The sequence below is a fragment of the Candidatus Symbiopectobacterium sp. NZEC151 genome, from assembly GCF_025962655.1.
Taxonomy (GTDB): Bacteria; Pseudomonadota; Gammaproteobacteria; order Enterobacterales; family Enterobacteriaceae; genus Symbiopectobacterium.
In genome coordinates this window covers 256,220-270,172 of the sequence record NZ_JAGFPE010000006.1, presented here as the reverse complement: position 1 = coordinate 270,172, position 13,953 = coordinate 256,220, and the positions used below count along the sequence as shown (strand labels likewise).

Sequence of the window (13,953 nt, the reverse complement as noted above, 5' to 3'; positions counted from 1 at the left end):
TTGATTCCTCATTTAACGCATGCTAAAAATGAGAAAGAGCTAAATATAAGGAAAAATTATGACTGAAATTTATCAGATCGATAATCTCGATCGCGGCATCCTTAACGCCTTGATGGAAAATGCCCGCACCCCTTATGCCGAATTGGCCAAGCAGTTTTCGGTGAGCCCCGGCACCATCCACGTTCGCGTTGAGAAAATGAAGCAGGCAGGCATTATTGTCGGCACCCGGGTCGATGTCAGCCCGAAGCAACTCGGCTATGACGTGTGCTGCTTTATCGGCATCATTTTAAAAAGCGCCAAGGATTACCCCTCAGCCCTTGAGAAACTGAATAACCTGGAAGAAGTGGTAGAAGCCTACTACACCACCGGGCACTACAGCATTTTCATCAAAGTGATGTGCCGTTCCATTGACGCACTGCAACACGTACTTATCAACAAGATCCAGACCATCGATGAAATTCAGTCCACGGAAACCCTGATCTCGCTCCAGAACCCGATCATGCGGACGATCACTCCGTAAATGCCAACAGGTATATCCCTATTATCCACAGGTAGATAACAGCTCGATCACAGCGTACAATACCGCATCTTTTATTCTGACGGGATCGAGCATGGCAGACATTACGCTTATCAGCGGCAGTACGTTAGGCAGTGCGGAGTATGTGGCAGAACATCTGGCCGAGTTACTGGAACAGCAAGGCTTTTCCACTGATGTTCAGCATGGCCCGCAACTGGACGACCTCCCGCAGAGCGGAATATGGCTACTGGTGAGCTCAACCCACGGTGCTGGTGATTTACCGGACAACCTGCAACCGTTGTTTAAACAGATTAGCGATCGGCAAGCGGATCTTTCGGAGGTTCGTTATGGCGCGATCGGGATCGGCAGCAAAGAGTATGACACCTTCTGCGGTGCGATCGTTACGGTGGATCGTATTCTTGCGGATCGTGGCGCAAAAAGGATCGGCGAGATGTTACAGATCGACATCACCCAACACGATATTCCCGAGGATCCGGCAGAAATCTGGTTGGCTCCGTGGGTAGAATTACTCAATTAAGCGGTTTATTTAGCCACTTAATTGTGTATAACTTTATGTATATCCGGGTGAAAACCGGTAGTTATCCCAATAACAACCGCTGTTCGTTTTTTGTCATGTGAATAACTGTCTATTTTGATCCCAGGCTATACGGTATAGGATCACCGATCATTCACAGCAAACGATCATCAACAATTCGTTGATCTTCATCTGGAAAAATAACTTATCCACAAGCAGTGCGGATCCTAATAATAGATCCAATAAGAAGATCTCTATATAAAAAGATCTTTCTTTAACTACCGACGATCCAACGGGCTTGTCGTTTGCGTAAACTTGAGTAGAATCCCCTTCCCCAAGGCAAGCAATGATCTTAGGCACACATCGTTAACCCGACTATTCTCGTTAACACCACGCGAGGTGCAGTACCATGTTTTATCCAGATCCTTTTGACGTCATCGTGATCGGCGGTGGTCATGCGGGCACAGAAGCCGCCATGGCAGCGGCACGCATGGGGCGTCAAACCCTGTTATTGACACACAATATCGATACGCTGGGACAAATGTCCTGCAATCCGGCTATTGGTGGGATCGGAAAGGGACATCTGGTTAAAGAGATCGACGCCATGGGCGGCCTGATGGCTCGCGCCGTCGATCGGGGTGGTATTCAGTTTAGAATACTAAACAACAGCAAAGGCCCTGCGGTGCGTGCTACGCGTGCACAGGCGGATCGCGTGCTGTATCGTCAGGCGGTACGCACCGCGCTGGAGAACCAGCCGAACCTGACGATCTTCCAGCAGGCGGTTGACGATCTTATCGTTGAGAACGATCGTGTGGTCGGCGCTGTCACCCAAATGGGACTGAAATTCCGCGCCAAAACGGTGGTGCTGACCGTTGGGACATTCCTTGACGGCAAAATTCATATCGGCCTGGATAACTACAGCGGTGGACGCGCTGGCGATCCGCCCTCGATACCGCTATCGCGCAGACTGCGTGAGCTACCGTTGCGTGTCAGCCGTCTTAAAACCGGTACGCCACCGCGTATCGATGCGCGCACCATTGATTTCAGCGTACTGGCGCAACAGCACGGTGATAACCCAATGCCGGTGTTCTCGTTCCTGGGGAACGCCAGCGAGCACCCGGCGCAGATGCCGTGCTACATCACCCATACCAATGAAAAAACCCATGAGGTGATCCGCAATAACCTGGATCGCAGCCCGATGTATGCCGGTGTGATCGAGGGGATTGGGCCGCGCTACTGTCCGTCGATCGAAGACAAGGTGATGCGCTTTGCCGATCGCAATGCGCACCAGATTTTCCTTGAGCCTGAAGGGCTGACCAGTAACGAGATTTACCCCAACGGCATTTCAACCAGCCTGCCCTTCGACGTACAGTGGCAAATCGTCCGTTCGATGCAAGGCATGGAAAACGCCAAGATCGTGCGCCCAGGCTATGCTATCGAATACGATTTCTTCGATCCGCGCGATCTCAAACCCACGCTGGAAAGTAAATTTATCCACGGTTTGTTCTTTGCCGGACAGATAAACGGCACAACCGGTTACGAAGAAGCCGCTGCCCAGGGCATGTTGGCCGGTTTGAACGCGGCACGTCTGGCGTTCGATCAGGACGGTTGGTTCCCACGTCGCGATCAGGCGTATCTGGGCGTGCTGGTGGACGATCTGTGTACGCTCGGCACCAAAGAACCCTATCGCATGTTTACCTCGCGTGCTGAATACCGCCTGATGCTGCGCGAAGATAACGCCGATCTGCGTCTCACTGAAATGGGTCGTGAACTCGGTATGGTGGACGATTACCGCTGGGCGCGCTTCAACGAGAAGCTGGAACAGATTGAGCAGGAACGCCAGCGTCTACGTGAAATTCGCGTTCACCCTCACAGTGAACAGCGAGAGGCTGTCAATGCGTTGCTGAAAACGCCGCTGTCGCGTGAAGCGACCGGCGAGGAACTGCTGCGTCGCCCTGAGATGGATTACGCCACCCTGACCACGTTACCGATGTTCTCGCCCGCGCTGACGGATGTTCAGGCGGCGGAGCAGGTTGAGATTCAAGTGAAGTATGAAGGGTACATCGCGCGCCAGCAGGACGAGATTGAAAAACAGCTGCGCAATGAGAGTACCGTGCTGCCAGCGGATCTGGATTATCGTCAGGTGAGTGGGCTTTCCAACGAAGTGAAAGCCAAACTCAACGACCACAAACCGGGATCCATTGGCCAGGCTTCGCGTATTTCAGGAATTACCCCAGCAGCAATCTCTATACTGCTGGTTTGGCTGAAAAAACAAGGGCTGCTGCGCCGCAGCGCCTGATAACCGGCGCAGATAGTGCACGACGGTGTGTCATTTTGTGGCTGTTCCTGGCAGCCACGTTTCATCAGATATGGCAGGATAAGCGCGTGAAACAAAAATTAGACGCTCTGTTGCAGCGGGCTGGCATCTTGGTCAGTGAACAACAAAAAAATTCGCTAATCCAGTATGTCGACATGCTGCACAAGTGGAACAAGGCCTATAATCTCACGTCAGTGCGCGACCCGCAGGAGATGCTGGTACGTCATATCATGGATAGCATCGTGGTTGAGCCGCATTTGCAGGGCGATAGGTTTATCGATGTGGGAACCGGACCGGGATTACCGGGCATTCCACTGGCTATTGTTCGTCCGTCTGCGTCATTCACCCTGCTCGATAGCCTGGGAAAACGCGTGCGTTTTCTGCGCCAGGTTCAGCATGAACTCAAGCTGGATAATGTCTTTCCAGTGCAGTCTCGGGTCGAAGAATTCACCGCTGAGCCGCCTTTCGATGGCGTTATCAGTCGCGCTTTTGCCTCTTTGCTTGATATGCTGGCGTGGTGCAAACATCTGCCTGCGCCTGTAACCGGGCGTTTTTATGCCTTGAAAGGGGTAGTGCCAGAAGAGGAATTAACCGCATTGCCTACGTCGATAGAGGTAGTGCGTATTGTGCGTTTATCGGTACCCGAACTGGACGGTGAACGCCATTTGGTGATTCTTAAACCAAACTAATTTTGCGTTTTATCAAATAAATTATAACTAATTGTATCAGAGAGACCTTTTGAGTCTGAAGGGTATTATTTGCGGAAAAATGGACACCGATCACCATTTTTTTACAAAACCTGGCAGCCTTGCATGCTATTTGTTTCTCTTCGAATAGTAACCCGAGAAATTAATTGCTGTTGTAAATAGCGAATGAAAAATCCAGATGTTAAAGACATAAAGAAATAATGTTAATGATGTCAATACGCAGTGCATTGGATGTTTTCGGGGAGTTTTAAAACGAGTCATTATTTAACTATTTGAATTTAATTAAGATAAATAGCTATTTTTGCTAAAGACTTAAAAAAAACAGATCTGATATAAAGTGTATATGTCATTTTTATGTGATTGATATCACATATTATCGGGTTATAGAAAGGCTTGCGAGCCGCGGCCGTTGTCAGGATTGTTAGTAAAAATAGGGCTTGAATAAGAGATTTAAATTATTGTTCACCTTTTTGCTACTTATCGATTGAATTCGCAGGCGTGAACCGTATAATTTGCTCGTTTTTTGCCGCTTGACTCGATGGAATAAAGGCAGTTTTATACGTCAGTCAGCCTCTGGAACAGGAATGAAGAGCAAAACGCATGTCTGTCTCCCTTTACAGTGGAAAACCGGCCTTTTTGGGGTTGATGCTACAGGCGGCTACGTTCGTTTTGGTCAGCGCCGTTTTTTGCCTGCGCAGTGTTGAGGCGGGCGCGTCCGCTTTAGCCGGAGGACTGGCGGTGTGGCTGCCGAACGTGTGCTTTGTACTGTTCGCCTTGCGTCATCAGGCGGGTAAGCCCATAGAGGGGCGCGTTGCCTGGTCGTTTGCCATTGGTGAGGCGTTGAAAGTATTTATCACCATCGCGTTGCTGGTGGTGGCGTTAGGGTTGTTCAAGGCGGCGTTTGTTCCCCTTGGTCTGACCTACCTGGCGGTGCTGATAATGCAGATAGTGGCGCCAGCCATCGTTAACCGTAAGATTCGTTAACCGTTACCGTATTAACAACAACAGGGTAAGGAACATCATGTCTGCATCTACTCCCCAAGAGTATATCGGTCATCACCTGAAACATTTACAGGTAGGTTCGGGGTTCTGGTCGATTAACGTCGATTCGATGTTTTTCTCAGTCGCACTTGGGATCCTGTTTCTGGTCATTTTCCGCAAGGTTGCAAAGAACGCGACCAGCGGCGTGCCCGGTAAACTGCAAACCTTTGTGGAGATGATCATCGGTTTTGTTGATGGCAATGTGCGTGACATGTTCCATGGCAAAAGCAAACTTATCGCCCCTTTGGCGCTGACCATTTTCGTTTGGGTGTTCCTGATGAACGCCATGGACCTGTTGCCGATCGATCTTCTGCCCTTTATCGGTGAGCATTGGATTGGATTGCCTTACCTGCGCGTAGTACCGACGGCGGATGTCAACATCACACTGTCCATGGCGCTGGGCGTGTTTATCCTGGTGCTGTTCTACAGCATCAAAATGAAAGGCGTTGGCGGTTTTGTTAAAGAACTGACCATGCAGCCTTTCAACCATCCGGTCTTTATTCCCATCAACCTGATTCTTGAAGGTGTCAGCCTGCTGTCCAAACCGGTTTCACTCGGCTTGCGACTGTTTGGCAACATGTATGCGGGTGAGTTGATCTTCATCCTGATTGCCGGTTTGCTGCCGTGGTGGTCGCAATGGTTGTTGAATGTGCCTTGGGCAATATTCCACATCCTGATCATTACGCTTCAGGCCTTTATTTTCATGGTTCTGACGGTTGTTTATCTCTCGATGGCATCTGAAGAGCATTGATTTTTCTTTCAACACAATAACGTTCTAACTGAAACAAACTGGAGACTGTCATGGAAAACCTGAGTGTGGATCTGCTGTACATGGCTGCCGCGTTGATGATGGGTCTGGCGGCGATCGGTGCTGCGATCGGTATCGGCATTCTGGGTGGTAAATTCTTGGAAGGTGCGGCTCGCCAGCCTGACCTGATTCCTCTGCTGCGTACACAGTTCTTTATCGTTATGGGTCTGGTTGACGCCATCCCGATGATTGCTGTTGGTCTGGGCCTGTATGTGATGTTTGCGGTCGCCTAACTCGGTAATGCCGGTTAGGTATTTAACATCAATCATTTAACTTAAAAGAGGCATTGTGCTGTGAATATTAATGCAACAATCCTCGGCCAAGCCATTGCGTTCGTCCTGTTTGTCTGGTTTTGCATGAAGTTTGTATGGCCGCCGTTAATGGCTGCCATCGAAAAGCGTCAGAAAGAGATTGCTGACGGTTTGGCTTCTGCGGAACGCGCCAAAAAAGATTTGAACTTAGCGCAGGCCAATGCCACCGATCAGCTGAAAAAAGCCAAGGCCGAAGCTCAGGTGATCGTAGAGCAAGCCAATAAACGCCGTGCTCAGATCCTGGATGAGGCCAAAGCGGAAGCAGAAGCTGAACGTAGCAAAATCGTGGCGCAGGCGCAGGCTGAAATTGAAGCCGAACGTAAACGTGCTCGTGAAGAGCTGCGTAAACAGGTTGCCATGCTGGCGATTGCCGGTGCCGAGAAGATTATTGAACGTTCCGTGGATGAAGCTGCTAACAGCGACATCGTTGATAAACTGGTCGCTGAACTGTAAGGAGGGAGGGGCCGATGTCTGAATTTGTCACGGTAGCTCGCCCCTACGCCAAAGCAGCTTTTGACTTTGCGGTTGAACATCAGGCCGTTGAACGCTGGCAGAACATGCTGGCGTTTGCCGCTGAAGTCACACGCAATGAACAGGTTGCCGCTCTGCTGTCTGGTGCTATGGCACCGAATATGCTGGCGAGCACCTTCATTGACGTGTGTGGCGATCAGCTGGATGAGCCCGGCCAGAACCTGATCAAGGTAATGGCGGAAAATGGGCGTTTACTGGTGCTTCCTGAAGTTCTGGAACAGTTTGCGCAACTCCGCGCCGCGCAGGAGTCGACGGTTGACGTCGAAGTCACCTCCGCGAGCGCACTGAGTGAATCGCAGCTGGACAAGATTACTTCCGCCATGGAAAAACGCCTGTCACGCAAAGTGAAGCTGAATTGCAAAATTGATAAGTCTGTTGTCGCAGGCGTGGTGATCCGCGCGGGCGACATGGTGATAGATGGCAGCATCCGCGGTCGTCTGGAACGCCTCGCAGACGTCTTGCAGTCTTAAGGGGACTGGAGCATGCAACTGAATTCCACCGAAATCAGCGAACTGATCAAGCAGCGCATTGCTCAGTTCAATGTGGTGAGCGAAGCTCACAATGAAGGTACTATTGTTTCCGTCAGTGACGGGATCATCCGCGTACACGGCCTGGCCGATGTTATGCAGGGGGAGATGATCTCCCTGCCCGGCAACCGTTACGCTATCGCCCTGAACCTGGAGCGCGACTCCGTAGGTGCGGTGGTGATGGGTCCGTACGCTGACCTTGCCGAAGGCATGAAGGTCAAGTGTACCGGCCGTATTCTGGAAGTGCCGGTTGGCCGTGGTCTGTTGGGCCGCGTGGTGAACACCCTGGGTGCACCAATCGACGGCAAAGGCCCGGTTGAGAACGACGGGTTCTCTCCGGTAGAAGCGATCGCACCAGGCGTTATCGAACGTCAATCCGTTGATCAGCCGGTACAGACGGGCTACAAGTCCGTTGACGCCATGATCCCGATTGGTCGTGGTCAGCGTGAATTGATTATCGGCGACCGTCAGACGGGTAAAACCGCACTGGCTATCGACGCCATCATCAACCAGCGCGATTCCGGCATCAAGTGCGTGTACGTGGCTATCGGCCAGAAAGCCTCCACTATTTCTAACGTGGTGCGTAAACTGGAAGAGCACGGCGCATTAGCCAACACCATCGTGGTGGTCGCTACCGCGTCTGAATCTGCTGCACTGCAATATCTGGCACCGTATGCCGGTTGTGCGATGGGTGAATACTTCCGTGACCGCGGTGAAGATGCACTGATTATTTACGATGACTTGTCCAAACAGGCCGTCGCTTATCGTCAAATTTCCCTGCTGCTCCGTCGTCCGCCAGGTCGTGAAGCTTACCCAGGCGACGTATTCTACCTCCACTCCCGTTTGCTGGAGCGCGCGGCGCGTGTTAACGCCGATTACGTAGAAGCGTTTACCAAGGGTGAAGTGAAAGGGCAAACCGGTTCATTGACGGCGCTGCCGATCATCGAAACGCAGGCAGGTGACGTTTCCGCGTTCGTTCCGACCAACGTAATCTCGATTACCGATGGTCAGATCTTCCTGGAATCTAACCTGTTCAACGCCGGTATCCGTCCTGCGGTTAACCCAGGGATTTCCGTATCCCGCGTGGGTGGTGCAGCGCAGACCAAGATCATGAAGAAACTGTCCGGTGGTATCCGTACCGCGCTGGCGCAGTATCGTGAACTGGCGGCGTTCTCCCAGTTCGCTTCGGATCTGGATGATGCAACGCGTAAGCAGCTGAATCATGGTCAGAAAGTAACTGAACTGCTGAAACAGAAACAGTATGCGCCGATGTCGGTTGCGCAGCAGTCTCTGGTGCTGTTCGCCGCTGAACGTGGCTATCTGGCTGATGTAGAACTGGCGAAAGTAGGCAGCTTCGAAGCGGCGCTGTTGGCGTATGCCGACCGCGAGCACGGCGATCTTCTGCAACAAATCGACCAGACTGGCGCTTATAACGATGAGATCGAGGGTAAGTTCAAAACTATCCTTGATACCTTCAAGGCAACCCAGTCCTGGTAACGCCCGTAGGCCTGCCTGATGGCAGGCCTTCAGGCATTGAGGAGATGCAAAGATGGCCGGCGCAAAAGAGATACGTAGTAAGATCGCAAGCGTCCAGAACACGCAGAAGATCACTAAAGCGATGGAAATGGTCGCCGCTTCCAAAATGCGTAAATCGCAGGATCGTATGGCGGCCAGCCGTCCTTATGCAGAGACCATCCGCACGGTGATTGGTCACCTGGCGTTAGGGAATCTGGAATATAAACATCCGTACCTGGATGAGCGTGACGTTAAACGCGTCGGGTATTTGGTGGTGTCTACGGACCGTGGCCTGTGCGGTGGCTTGAACATTAACCTGTTCAAAAAACTGTTGGCAGACATGAAAGCCTGGAGCGATAAAGGCGTACAGAGCGATCTGGCGCTGATTGGTTCCAAAGGGGTTTCATTCTTCGGTTCTGTGGGCAGTAACGTTGTTGCTCAGGTTACCGGCATGGGGGATAACCCTAGCCTGTCCGAACTGATCGGGCCGGTAAAAGTGATGCTGCAAGCTTATGATGAAGGTCGTCTGGATAAGCTGTTCATCGTGAGCAACAAGTTCATCAATACCATGTCTCAGGAACCCCAAGTGGTTCAACTGCTGCCTCTGCCGCCTGCGGAAGATGGCGAGTTGAAGAAGAAATCCTGGGATTACCTGTATGAACCCGATCCTAAGTCGCTGCTGGATACCCTGTTGCGCCGCTATGTGGAATCTCAGGTTTATCAGGGCGTCGTAGAAAACCTGGCCAGTGAACAGGCCGCTCGTATGGTTGCGATGAAAGCCGCAACCGATAACGGCGGTGACCTGATCAAAGAGCTTCAGTTGGTTTACAACAAGGCACGTCAGGCCAGCATCACGCAGGAACTCACCGAGATCGTATCGGGAGCCTCCGCGGTTTAAACCAGGTTTACGAATTACGTATTGTCGAATTACGTAGAGGATTCAAGATGGCAACTGGAAAGATCATCCAGGTAATCGGCGCCGTGGTCGACGTCGAGTTCCCGCAAGATGCCGTACCTAACGTGTACGATGCGCTTGAGGTTGAAAACGGTGCTGAAAAACTGGTGCTGGAAACGCAGCAACAGTTGGGCGGCGGCGTTGTTCGTTGTATTGCAATGGGTTCTTCTGACGGTCTGCGTCGTGGGCTGAAAGTAAACAGCCTGGGCCACCCGATCGAAGTACCTGTAGGTAAAGCCACGCTGGGCCGTATCATGAACGTACTGGGCGAACCGGTCGACATGAAAGGCGAGATCGGCGAAGAAGAGCGCTGGGCGATTCACCGTGAAGCGCCGAGCTACGAAGAGCTCTCCAACTCCCAGGAACTGCTGGAAACGGGTATCAAGGTTATCGACCTGATGTGTCCGTTCGCCAAGGGCGGTAAAGTGGGCCTGTTCGGTGGTGCTGGTGTAGGTAAAACGGTAAACATGATGGAGCTGATCCGTAACATCGCGATCGAGCACTCTGGTTACTCCGTATTTGCCGGTGTAGGGGAACGTACCCGTGAAGGTAACGACTTCTACCACGAAATGACCGACTCCAACGTTATCGACAAAGTATCACTGGTCTACGGCCAGATGAACGAGCCGCCAGGCAACCGTCTGCGCGTAGCACTGACTGGCCTGACCATGGCGGAAAAATTCCGTGATGAAGGCCGTGACGTACTGCTGTTCGTCGATAACATCTACCGTTATACCCTGGCCGGTACGGAAGTATCCGCACTGCTGGGTCGTATGCCTTCTGCGGTAGGTTATCAGCCGACGCTGGCGGAAGAGATGGGTGTGCTGCAAGAACGTATCACCTCCACCAAAACCGGTTCTATCACGTCCGTACAGGCCGTATACGTCCCTGCGGATGACTTGACTGACCCGTCGCCAGCCACCACCTTCGCCCACTTGGATGCGACCGTGGTACTGAGCCGTCAAATCGCGTCTCTGGGTATCTATCCGGCCGTTGACCCGCTGGATTCCACCAGCCGTCAATTGGATCCGCTGGTGGTTGGTCAGGAACACTACGACGTAGCGCGTGGCGTGCAGTCCATTCTGCAACGCTATCAGGAACTGAAGGATATCATCGCGATCCTGGGTATGGACGAGCTGTCTGAAGAAGACAAACTGGTCGTTGCCCGTGCGCGTAAAATCCAGCGCTTCCTGTCGCAGCCGTTCTTCGTGGCAGAAGTGTTTACCGGTTCTCCGGGCAAATACGTGTCACTGAAAGACACCATCCGCGGCTTTAAAGGCATCATGGACGGTGAATACGACCATCTGCCGGAGCAGGCGTTCTACATGGTTGGCTCCATTGACGAAGCAGTGGAAAAAGCCAAGAAACTGTAACGTCTGTTAGGAGGTTGATATGGCTATGACTTACCATCTGGATGTCGTTAGCGCAGAACAGGAAATGTTCTCCGGCCTGGTGCAAAAGATCCAGGTGACGGGGAGTGAGGGCGAACTGGGGATTTACCCTGGCCACGCCCCGCTGCTCACTGCCATTAAACCTGGTATGGTGCGTATTGTTAAGCAACACGGCGAAGAAGAGTATATCTATCTGTCCGGCGGCGTCCTTGAGGTGCAACCGAACTCTGTGACCGTGCTGTCCGATACCGCCATCCGTGGGCAGGACCTTGATGAGGCGCGTGCGCTGGAATCCAAGCGTAAAGCGGAAGATCACATTCGCAATTCCCATGGCGATGTGGATTTTGCACAGGCTTCCGCAGAATTGTCGAAAGCGATTGCGAAGCTGCGTGTTATTGAGCTGACTAAAAAAGCGATGTGACGTGCGCCTTCAGTAAAAAAGGCCGATCGAGAGATCGGCCTTTTTTTATCGATAAAAAACGGCGGGGTTATCCCCGCCGCTTATCCAGACTTTTTTCAGTCAATCATTTTTTCTTCAGGAAATCACCCAGTACCAGATTGCCTTTCGCATCGCGTGCGAAGGTTTCCGGCACGTTGACGGAGACAAAGTTCTTCACGGTGATCTCTTTGCCCTGAGCGTTAACAGAGCGACCGTCTTTGATAAAGAAGTTGCTGTTGTCCACGTTACCCACCACGGCGTCGTCGTACTTGCCTTCTTGGGTTTTCAGGGACACGTTGTTTTTAAACACGCCTTGTTTTTCCGGGCCAGAGTAAGGGCTTGGACGGAAAATAAAGTTGAAGCGTTGGTTATCCAGCGCCGTGTTGTTTTCTACCACCAGCGCGCCGGGGTTGAAGTTATCAGTAAAACCATCCAGTTGGTTGCCAACCGCGATGCTGTTTTTCACCTTGTGCGCCACCGGCTGACCTTCGCCACCCATTTTGAAACCGTTGCTGGTGTTGTTCATGGCAATTGAATTCTCGATCACCACAACGCCGTTCGCACCGTCTTCAATCTTGTTAAACAGGTCGAAACCATCGTCGATGTTGTTGTGAGAGAACGCGCCGCGAATCACGTTGCCTTCACCCACGCGCATTTTCACTGCAAAACCGTCGGCGTTGATTTTGCCTGGGTCCTGGTTGCTGTGTGATTCTGAGTTCAGAATCAGGTTATGGCTGGCCCACAGCGGACGGCCCACATCACCGGAAGAAGAAACCTGAATCCCGGTGTCGTCACAATGGTGCGCCAGTACTTGTTCGATGGTGTTGTAGCTGCCTTCGATACGGAACGGCTTCTCAGTGATTTCGATGCCTTTCACATGCCAATGGCTGGCGTTCAGTTGCAGCCCGTGAATCACTGCTTTTTTGCCCTGAGCGAACAGTTTTTTCGGTGCTTTCTGGCTGCCGCTGGCGCTGACGGGAATAGAAGAAGCACTGTAATCGCCGTCTGCTAGCCATAAGGTTGCTCCTGCTGGCAATACGTTAATGGCGGTTGCGAAATCTAACGGGGCCGTTTTGCTGCCATCGCTGCTTGCCTGACCTTGCGCAGAAACATAGACATTCTTGGCGTCGGCCAGTTTGACCTTCTCTACGCTGAACGTGGCTTCTTTCGCGGCTTTATCATCGCCTTCTGTTGGCAGATAAACGATTTTGAAGTCAGTGCCTGCACTCAGCTTGGCCGGAACGCTCAGCAACTCACCGGCTTTAACGGTATGTGCTGCGCCCAGCGCCTTGTCGCCCTGAGTGATGGTGACGGTACCGGCATAGTTGGCACGCAGTTGCACGTCATAGTTATCGCTCGCGCTCTTGGTCGAGGACATCACCTGCAATACCGGGGCAAATGCGGCAAATTTGAATTCCGGCGACGCTTTGGTTTGTGCCGGAGAGGTCGTCAACTGCGCATCACTGACGGTGATTTTGGCGTTACGCGATGCGAAGAAGCCCACATAGTAATGGTCTTTATCCAGTTTGGTGACCAGATCCGCCCCTTTCACGTCTTTGGTTACCCAGTTGTCGCTGTCTTTCGGCGCATAGGACGTGACAAAACCATCATTGGTGCGTTCCACCTTCATACGGAAAGAAGGGGTCTGTTCCAGGTTGATTTTTTCCTGAATGTTGGTCTTGGTGATCTTGGCACCCGCATTGCCCCACGGCTGCATCACGCCGTTACGCACAATGGCTTGCAAGCGGACTTCCGTGTGGGATTTCTTATCCTGCGTCATGATGGCATTCATCACCATGTTGGAGGCGGCAGGGAACTCCTCATAGCCTTCCTTCAACGGGTTTTGACGCGGTGCACCGATAATGTCGCGCACCAGAATCCCCGCCCCTTCCTGTGCGGCCGGTTTAGCGCCATTTTCCGGGCCAAACTGATCGACAGTCACGGTGGCTTGCAAGGTGAAGTTCACATTGGCCGGCAGCGTGGTGTAGAAGAAGGTTAAGCCATCGTGCGTGTTGGCGATTTTTCCGCCGCGGCTTTCGATGGTGATCGGCGCTGAGAGGTCGGCTTTATCGTCAACCGCCAGTTTTTTGCCGTTGATGGTGACATCGTTAACGCCAATTTTTTCCGGTAGTACGTTGGAAGAGAAGTTAACGTCGGTCGATTGGCCGAAGGCGATGCTATGCCATACCGGAGCGGGTTGTTCAGTGGCGTGTGCAGTCATGCTAAGGAACAGAAAGGACGGCGCCAGGGCTACCGTGGCAAGCCGTAAAGCACTGAGTTTCATTGTATCCCCTTGGGTATTGTTTATGAGTTGTGGGGCTATGATGACAAAAATGAAACGCTGTTTCTTTTGCGTTTG

14 protein-coding genes are annotated in these 13,953 nt (G+C 52.1%); 13 read left to right on the top strand and 1 reads right to left on the bottom strand.

The features are described 5' to 3' along the window. The first annotated feature begins 58 nt into the window (after positions 1-58). The 13 genes from asnC to J5067_RS18295 all read left to right on the top strand — a co-directional run bounded on the left by asnC (position 59) and on the right by J5067_RS18295 (position 11,576). On the top strand, positions 59-520 hold the full coding sequence (gene asnC / locus J5067_RS18355) for a transcriptional regulator AsnC (protein WP_195313263.1): 462 nt from the start codon (positions 59-61) through the stop codon (positions 518-520). 91 nt (positions 521-611) lie between these two features. Then, complete coding sequence (mioC, locus tag J5067_RS18350) at positions 612-1,055, top strand: FMN-binding protein MioC (RefSeq protein WP_264645296.1); 444 nt, start codon at positions 612-614, stop codon at positions 1,053-1,055. 406 nt (positions 1,056-1,461) lie between these two features. Then, the gene (mnmG, locus tag J5067_RS18345) at positions 1,462-3,351 is read left to right on the top strand and encodes a tRNA uridine-5-carboxymethylaminomethyl(34) synthesis enzyme MnmG (RefSeq protein WP_264645295.1); all 1,890 of its coding nucleotides are present in this window, start codon (positions 1,462-1,464) and stop codon (positions 3,349-3,351) included. An 86-nt stretch (positions 3,352-3,437) separates the two neighbouring features. Then, positions 3,438-4,058: a 16S rRNA (guanine(527)-N(7))-methyltransferase RsmG gene (rsmG, locus tag J5067_RS18340; protein ID WP_264651720.1), complete on the top strand. Its 621-nt coding sequence runs from the start codon at positions 3,438-3,440 to the stop codon at positions 4,056-4,058. Positions 4,059-4,676: 618 nt separating this feature from the next. Next, positions 4,677-5,060: a F0F1 ATP synthase subunit I gene (gene atpI, locus J5067_RS18335; RefSeq protein WP_264645293.1), complete on the top strand. Its 384-nt coding sequence runs from the start codon at positions 4,677-4,679 to the stop codon at positions 5,058-5,060. Positions 5,061-5,097: 37 nt separating this feature from the next. Beyond that, positions 5,098-5,868, top strand: coding sequence for a F0F1 ATP synthase subunit A (gene atpB, locus J5067_RS18330; protein WP_264645292.1), 771 nt, complete (start codon positions 5,098-5,100; stop codon positions 5,866-5,868). A 50-nt stretch (positions 5,869-5,918) separates the two neighbouring features. Further along, positions 5,919-6,158: a F0F1 ATP synthase subunit C gene (gene atpE / locus J5067_RS18325; RefSeq protein ID WP_005976545.1), complete on the top strand. Its 240-nt coding sequence runs from the start codon at positions 5,919-5,921 to the stop codon at positions 6,156-6,158. 60 nt (positions 6,159-6,218) lie between these two features. Further along, entirely contained in the window at positions 6,219-6,689 is a 471-nt protein-coding gene (gene atpF / locus J5067_RS18320; protein WP_195313257.1) for a F0F1 ATP synthase subunit B, read from the top strand. A gap of 14 nt (positions 6,690-6,703) precedes the next feature. Continuing rightward, on the top strand, positions 6,704-7,237 hold the full coding sequence (gene atpH / locus J5067_RS18315; protein WP_264651719.1) for a F0F1 ATP synthase subunit delta: 534 nt from the start codon (positions 6,704-6,706) through the stop codon (positions 7,235-7,237). 12 nt (positions 7,238-7,249) lie between these two features. After that, positions 7,250-8,791: a F0F1 ATP synthase subunit alpha gene (gene atpA / locus J5067_RS18310; RefSeq protein ID WP_264645290.1), complete on the top strand. Its 1,542-nt coding sequence runs from the start codon at positions 7,250-7,252 to the stop codon at positions 8,789-8,791. Positions 8,792-8,843: 52 nt separating this feature from the next. Continuing rightward, a complete protein-coding gene (gene atpG / locus J5067_RS18305; RefSeq protein WP_264645289.1) occupies positions 8,844-9,707 on the top strand; it encodes a F0F1 ATP synthase subunit gamma in 864 nt (287 codons plus the stop codon). Positions 9,708-9,754: 47 nt separating this feature from the next. Then, complete coding sequence (atpD, locus tag J5067_RS18300) at positions 9,755-11,137, top strand: F0F1 ATP synthase subunit beta (protein ID WP_264645288.1); 1,383 nt, start codon at positions 9,755-9,757, stop codon at positions 11,135-11,137. Positions 11,138-11,156: 19 nt separating this feature from the next. Beyond that, positions 11,157-11,576 (top strand): F0F1 ATP synthase subunit epsilon, encoded by a 420-nt coding sequence (locus tag J5067_RS18295; protein ID WP_222158961.1) that lies wholly within the window; start codon positions 11,157-11,159, stop codon positions 11,574-11,576. A gap of 103 nt (positions 11,577-11,679) precedes the next feature. Here the strand turns inward: J5067_RS18295 and J5067_RS18290 are convergent, their stop codons facing one another. Further along, positions 11,680-13,878, bottom strand: coding sequence for a right-handed parallel beta-helix repeat-containing protein (locus J5067_RS18290; protein WP_264651718.1), 2,199 nt, complete (start codon positions 13,876-13,878; stop codon positions 11,680-11,682). Between the last annotated feature and the right edge of the window lie 75 nt (positions 13,879-13,953).

Coding starts and splice junctions, on each gene's coding strand:
- atpE (WP_005976545.1), top strand. CDS start 5,919: ATGGAAAACCTGAGTGTGGATCTGCTGTACATGGCTGCCGCGTTGATG.
- atpD (WP_264645288.1), top strand. CDS start 9,755: ATGGCAACTGGAAAGATCATCCAGGTAATCGGCGCCGTGGTCGACGTC.
- atpG (WP_264645289.1), top strand. CDS start 8,844: ATGGCCGGCGCAAAAGAGATACGTAGTAAGATCGCAAGCGTCCAGAAC.
- atpH (WP_264651719.1), top strand. CDS start 6,704: ATGTCTGAATTTGTCACGGTAGCTCGCCCCTACGCCAAAGCAGCTTTT.
- J5067_RS18295 (WP_222158961.1), top strand. CDS start 11,157: ATGGCTATGACTTACCATCTGGATGTCGTTAGCGCAGAACAGGAAATG.
- atpI (WP_264645293.1), top strand. CDS start 4,677: ATGTCTGTCTCCCTTTACAGTGGAAAACCGGCCTTTTTGGGGTTGATG.
- atpB (WP_264645292.1), top strand. CDS start 5,098: ATGTCTGCATCTACTCCCCAAGAGTATATCGGTCATCACCTGAAACAT.
- asnC (WP_195313263.1), top strand. CDS start 59: ATGACTGAAATTTATCAGATCGATAATCTCGATCGCGGCATCCTTAAC.
- mnmG (WP_264645295.1), top strand. CDS start 1,462: ATGTTTTATCCAGATCCTTTTGACGTCATCGTGATCGGCGGTGGTCAT.
- mioC (WP_264645296.1), top strand. CDS start 612: ATGGCAGACATTACGCTTATCAGCGGCAGTACGTTAGGCAGTGCGGAG.
- J5067_RS18290 (WP_264651718.1), bottom strand. CDS start 13,878: ATGAAACTCAGTGCTTTACGGCTTGCCACGGTAGCCCTGGCGCCGTCC.
- atpA (WP_264645290.1), top strand. CDS start 7,250: ATGCAACTGAATTCCACCGAAATCAGCGAACTGATCAAGCAGCGCATT.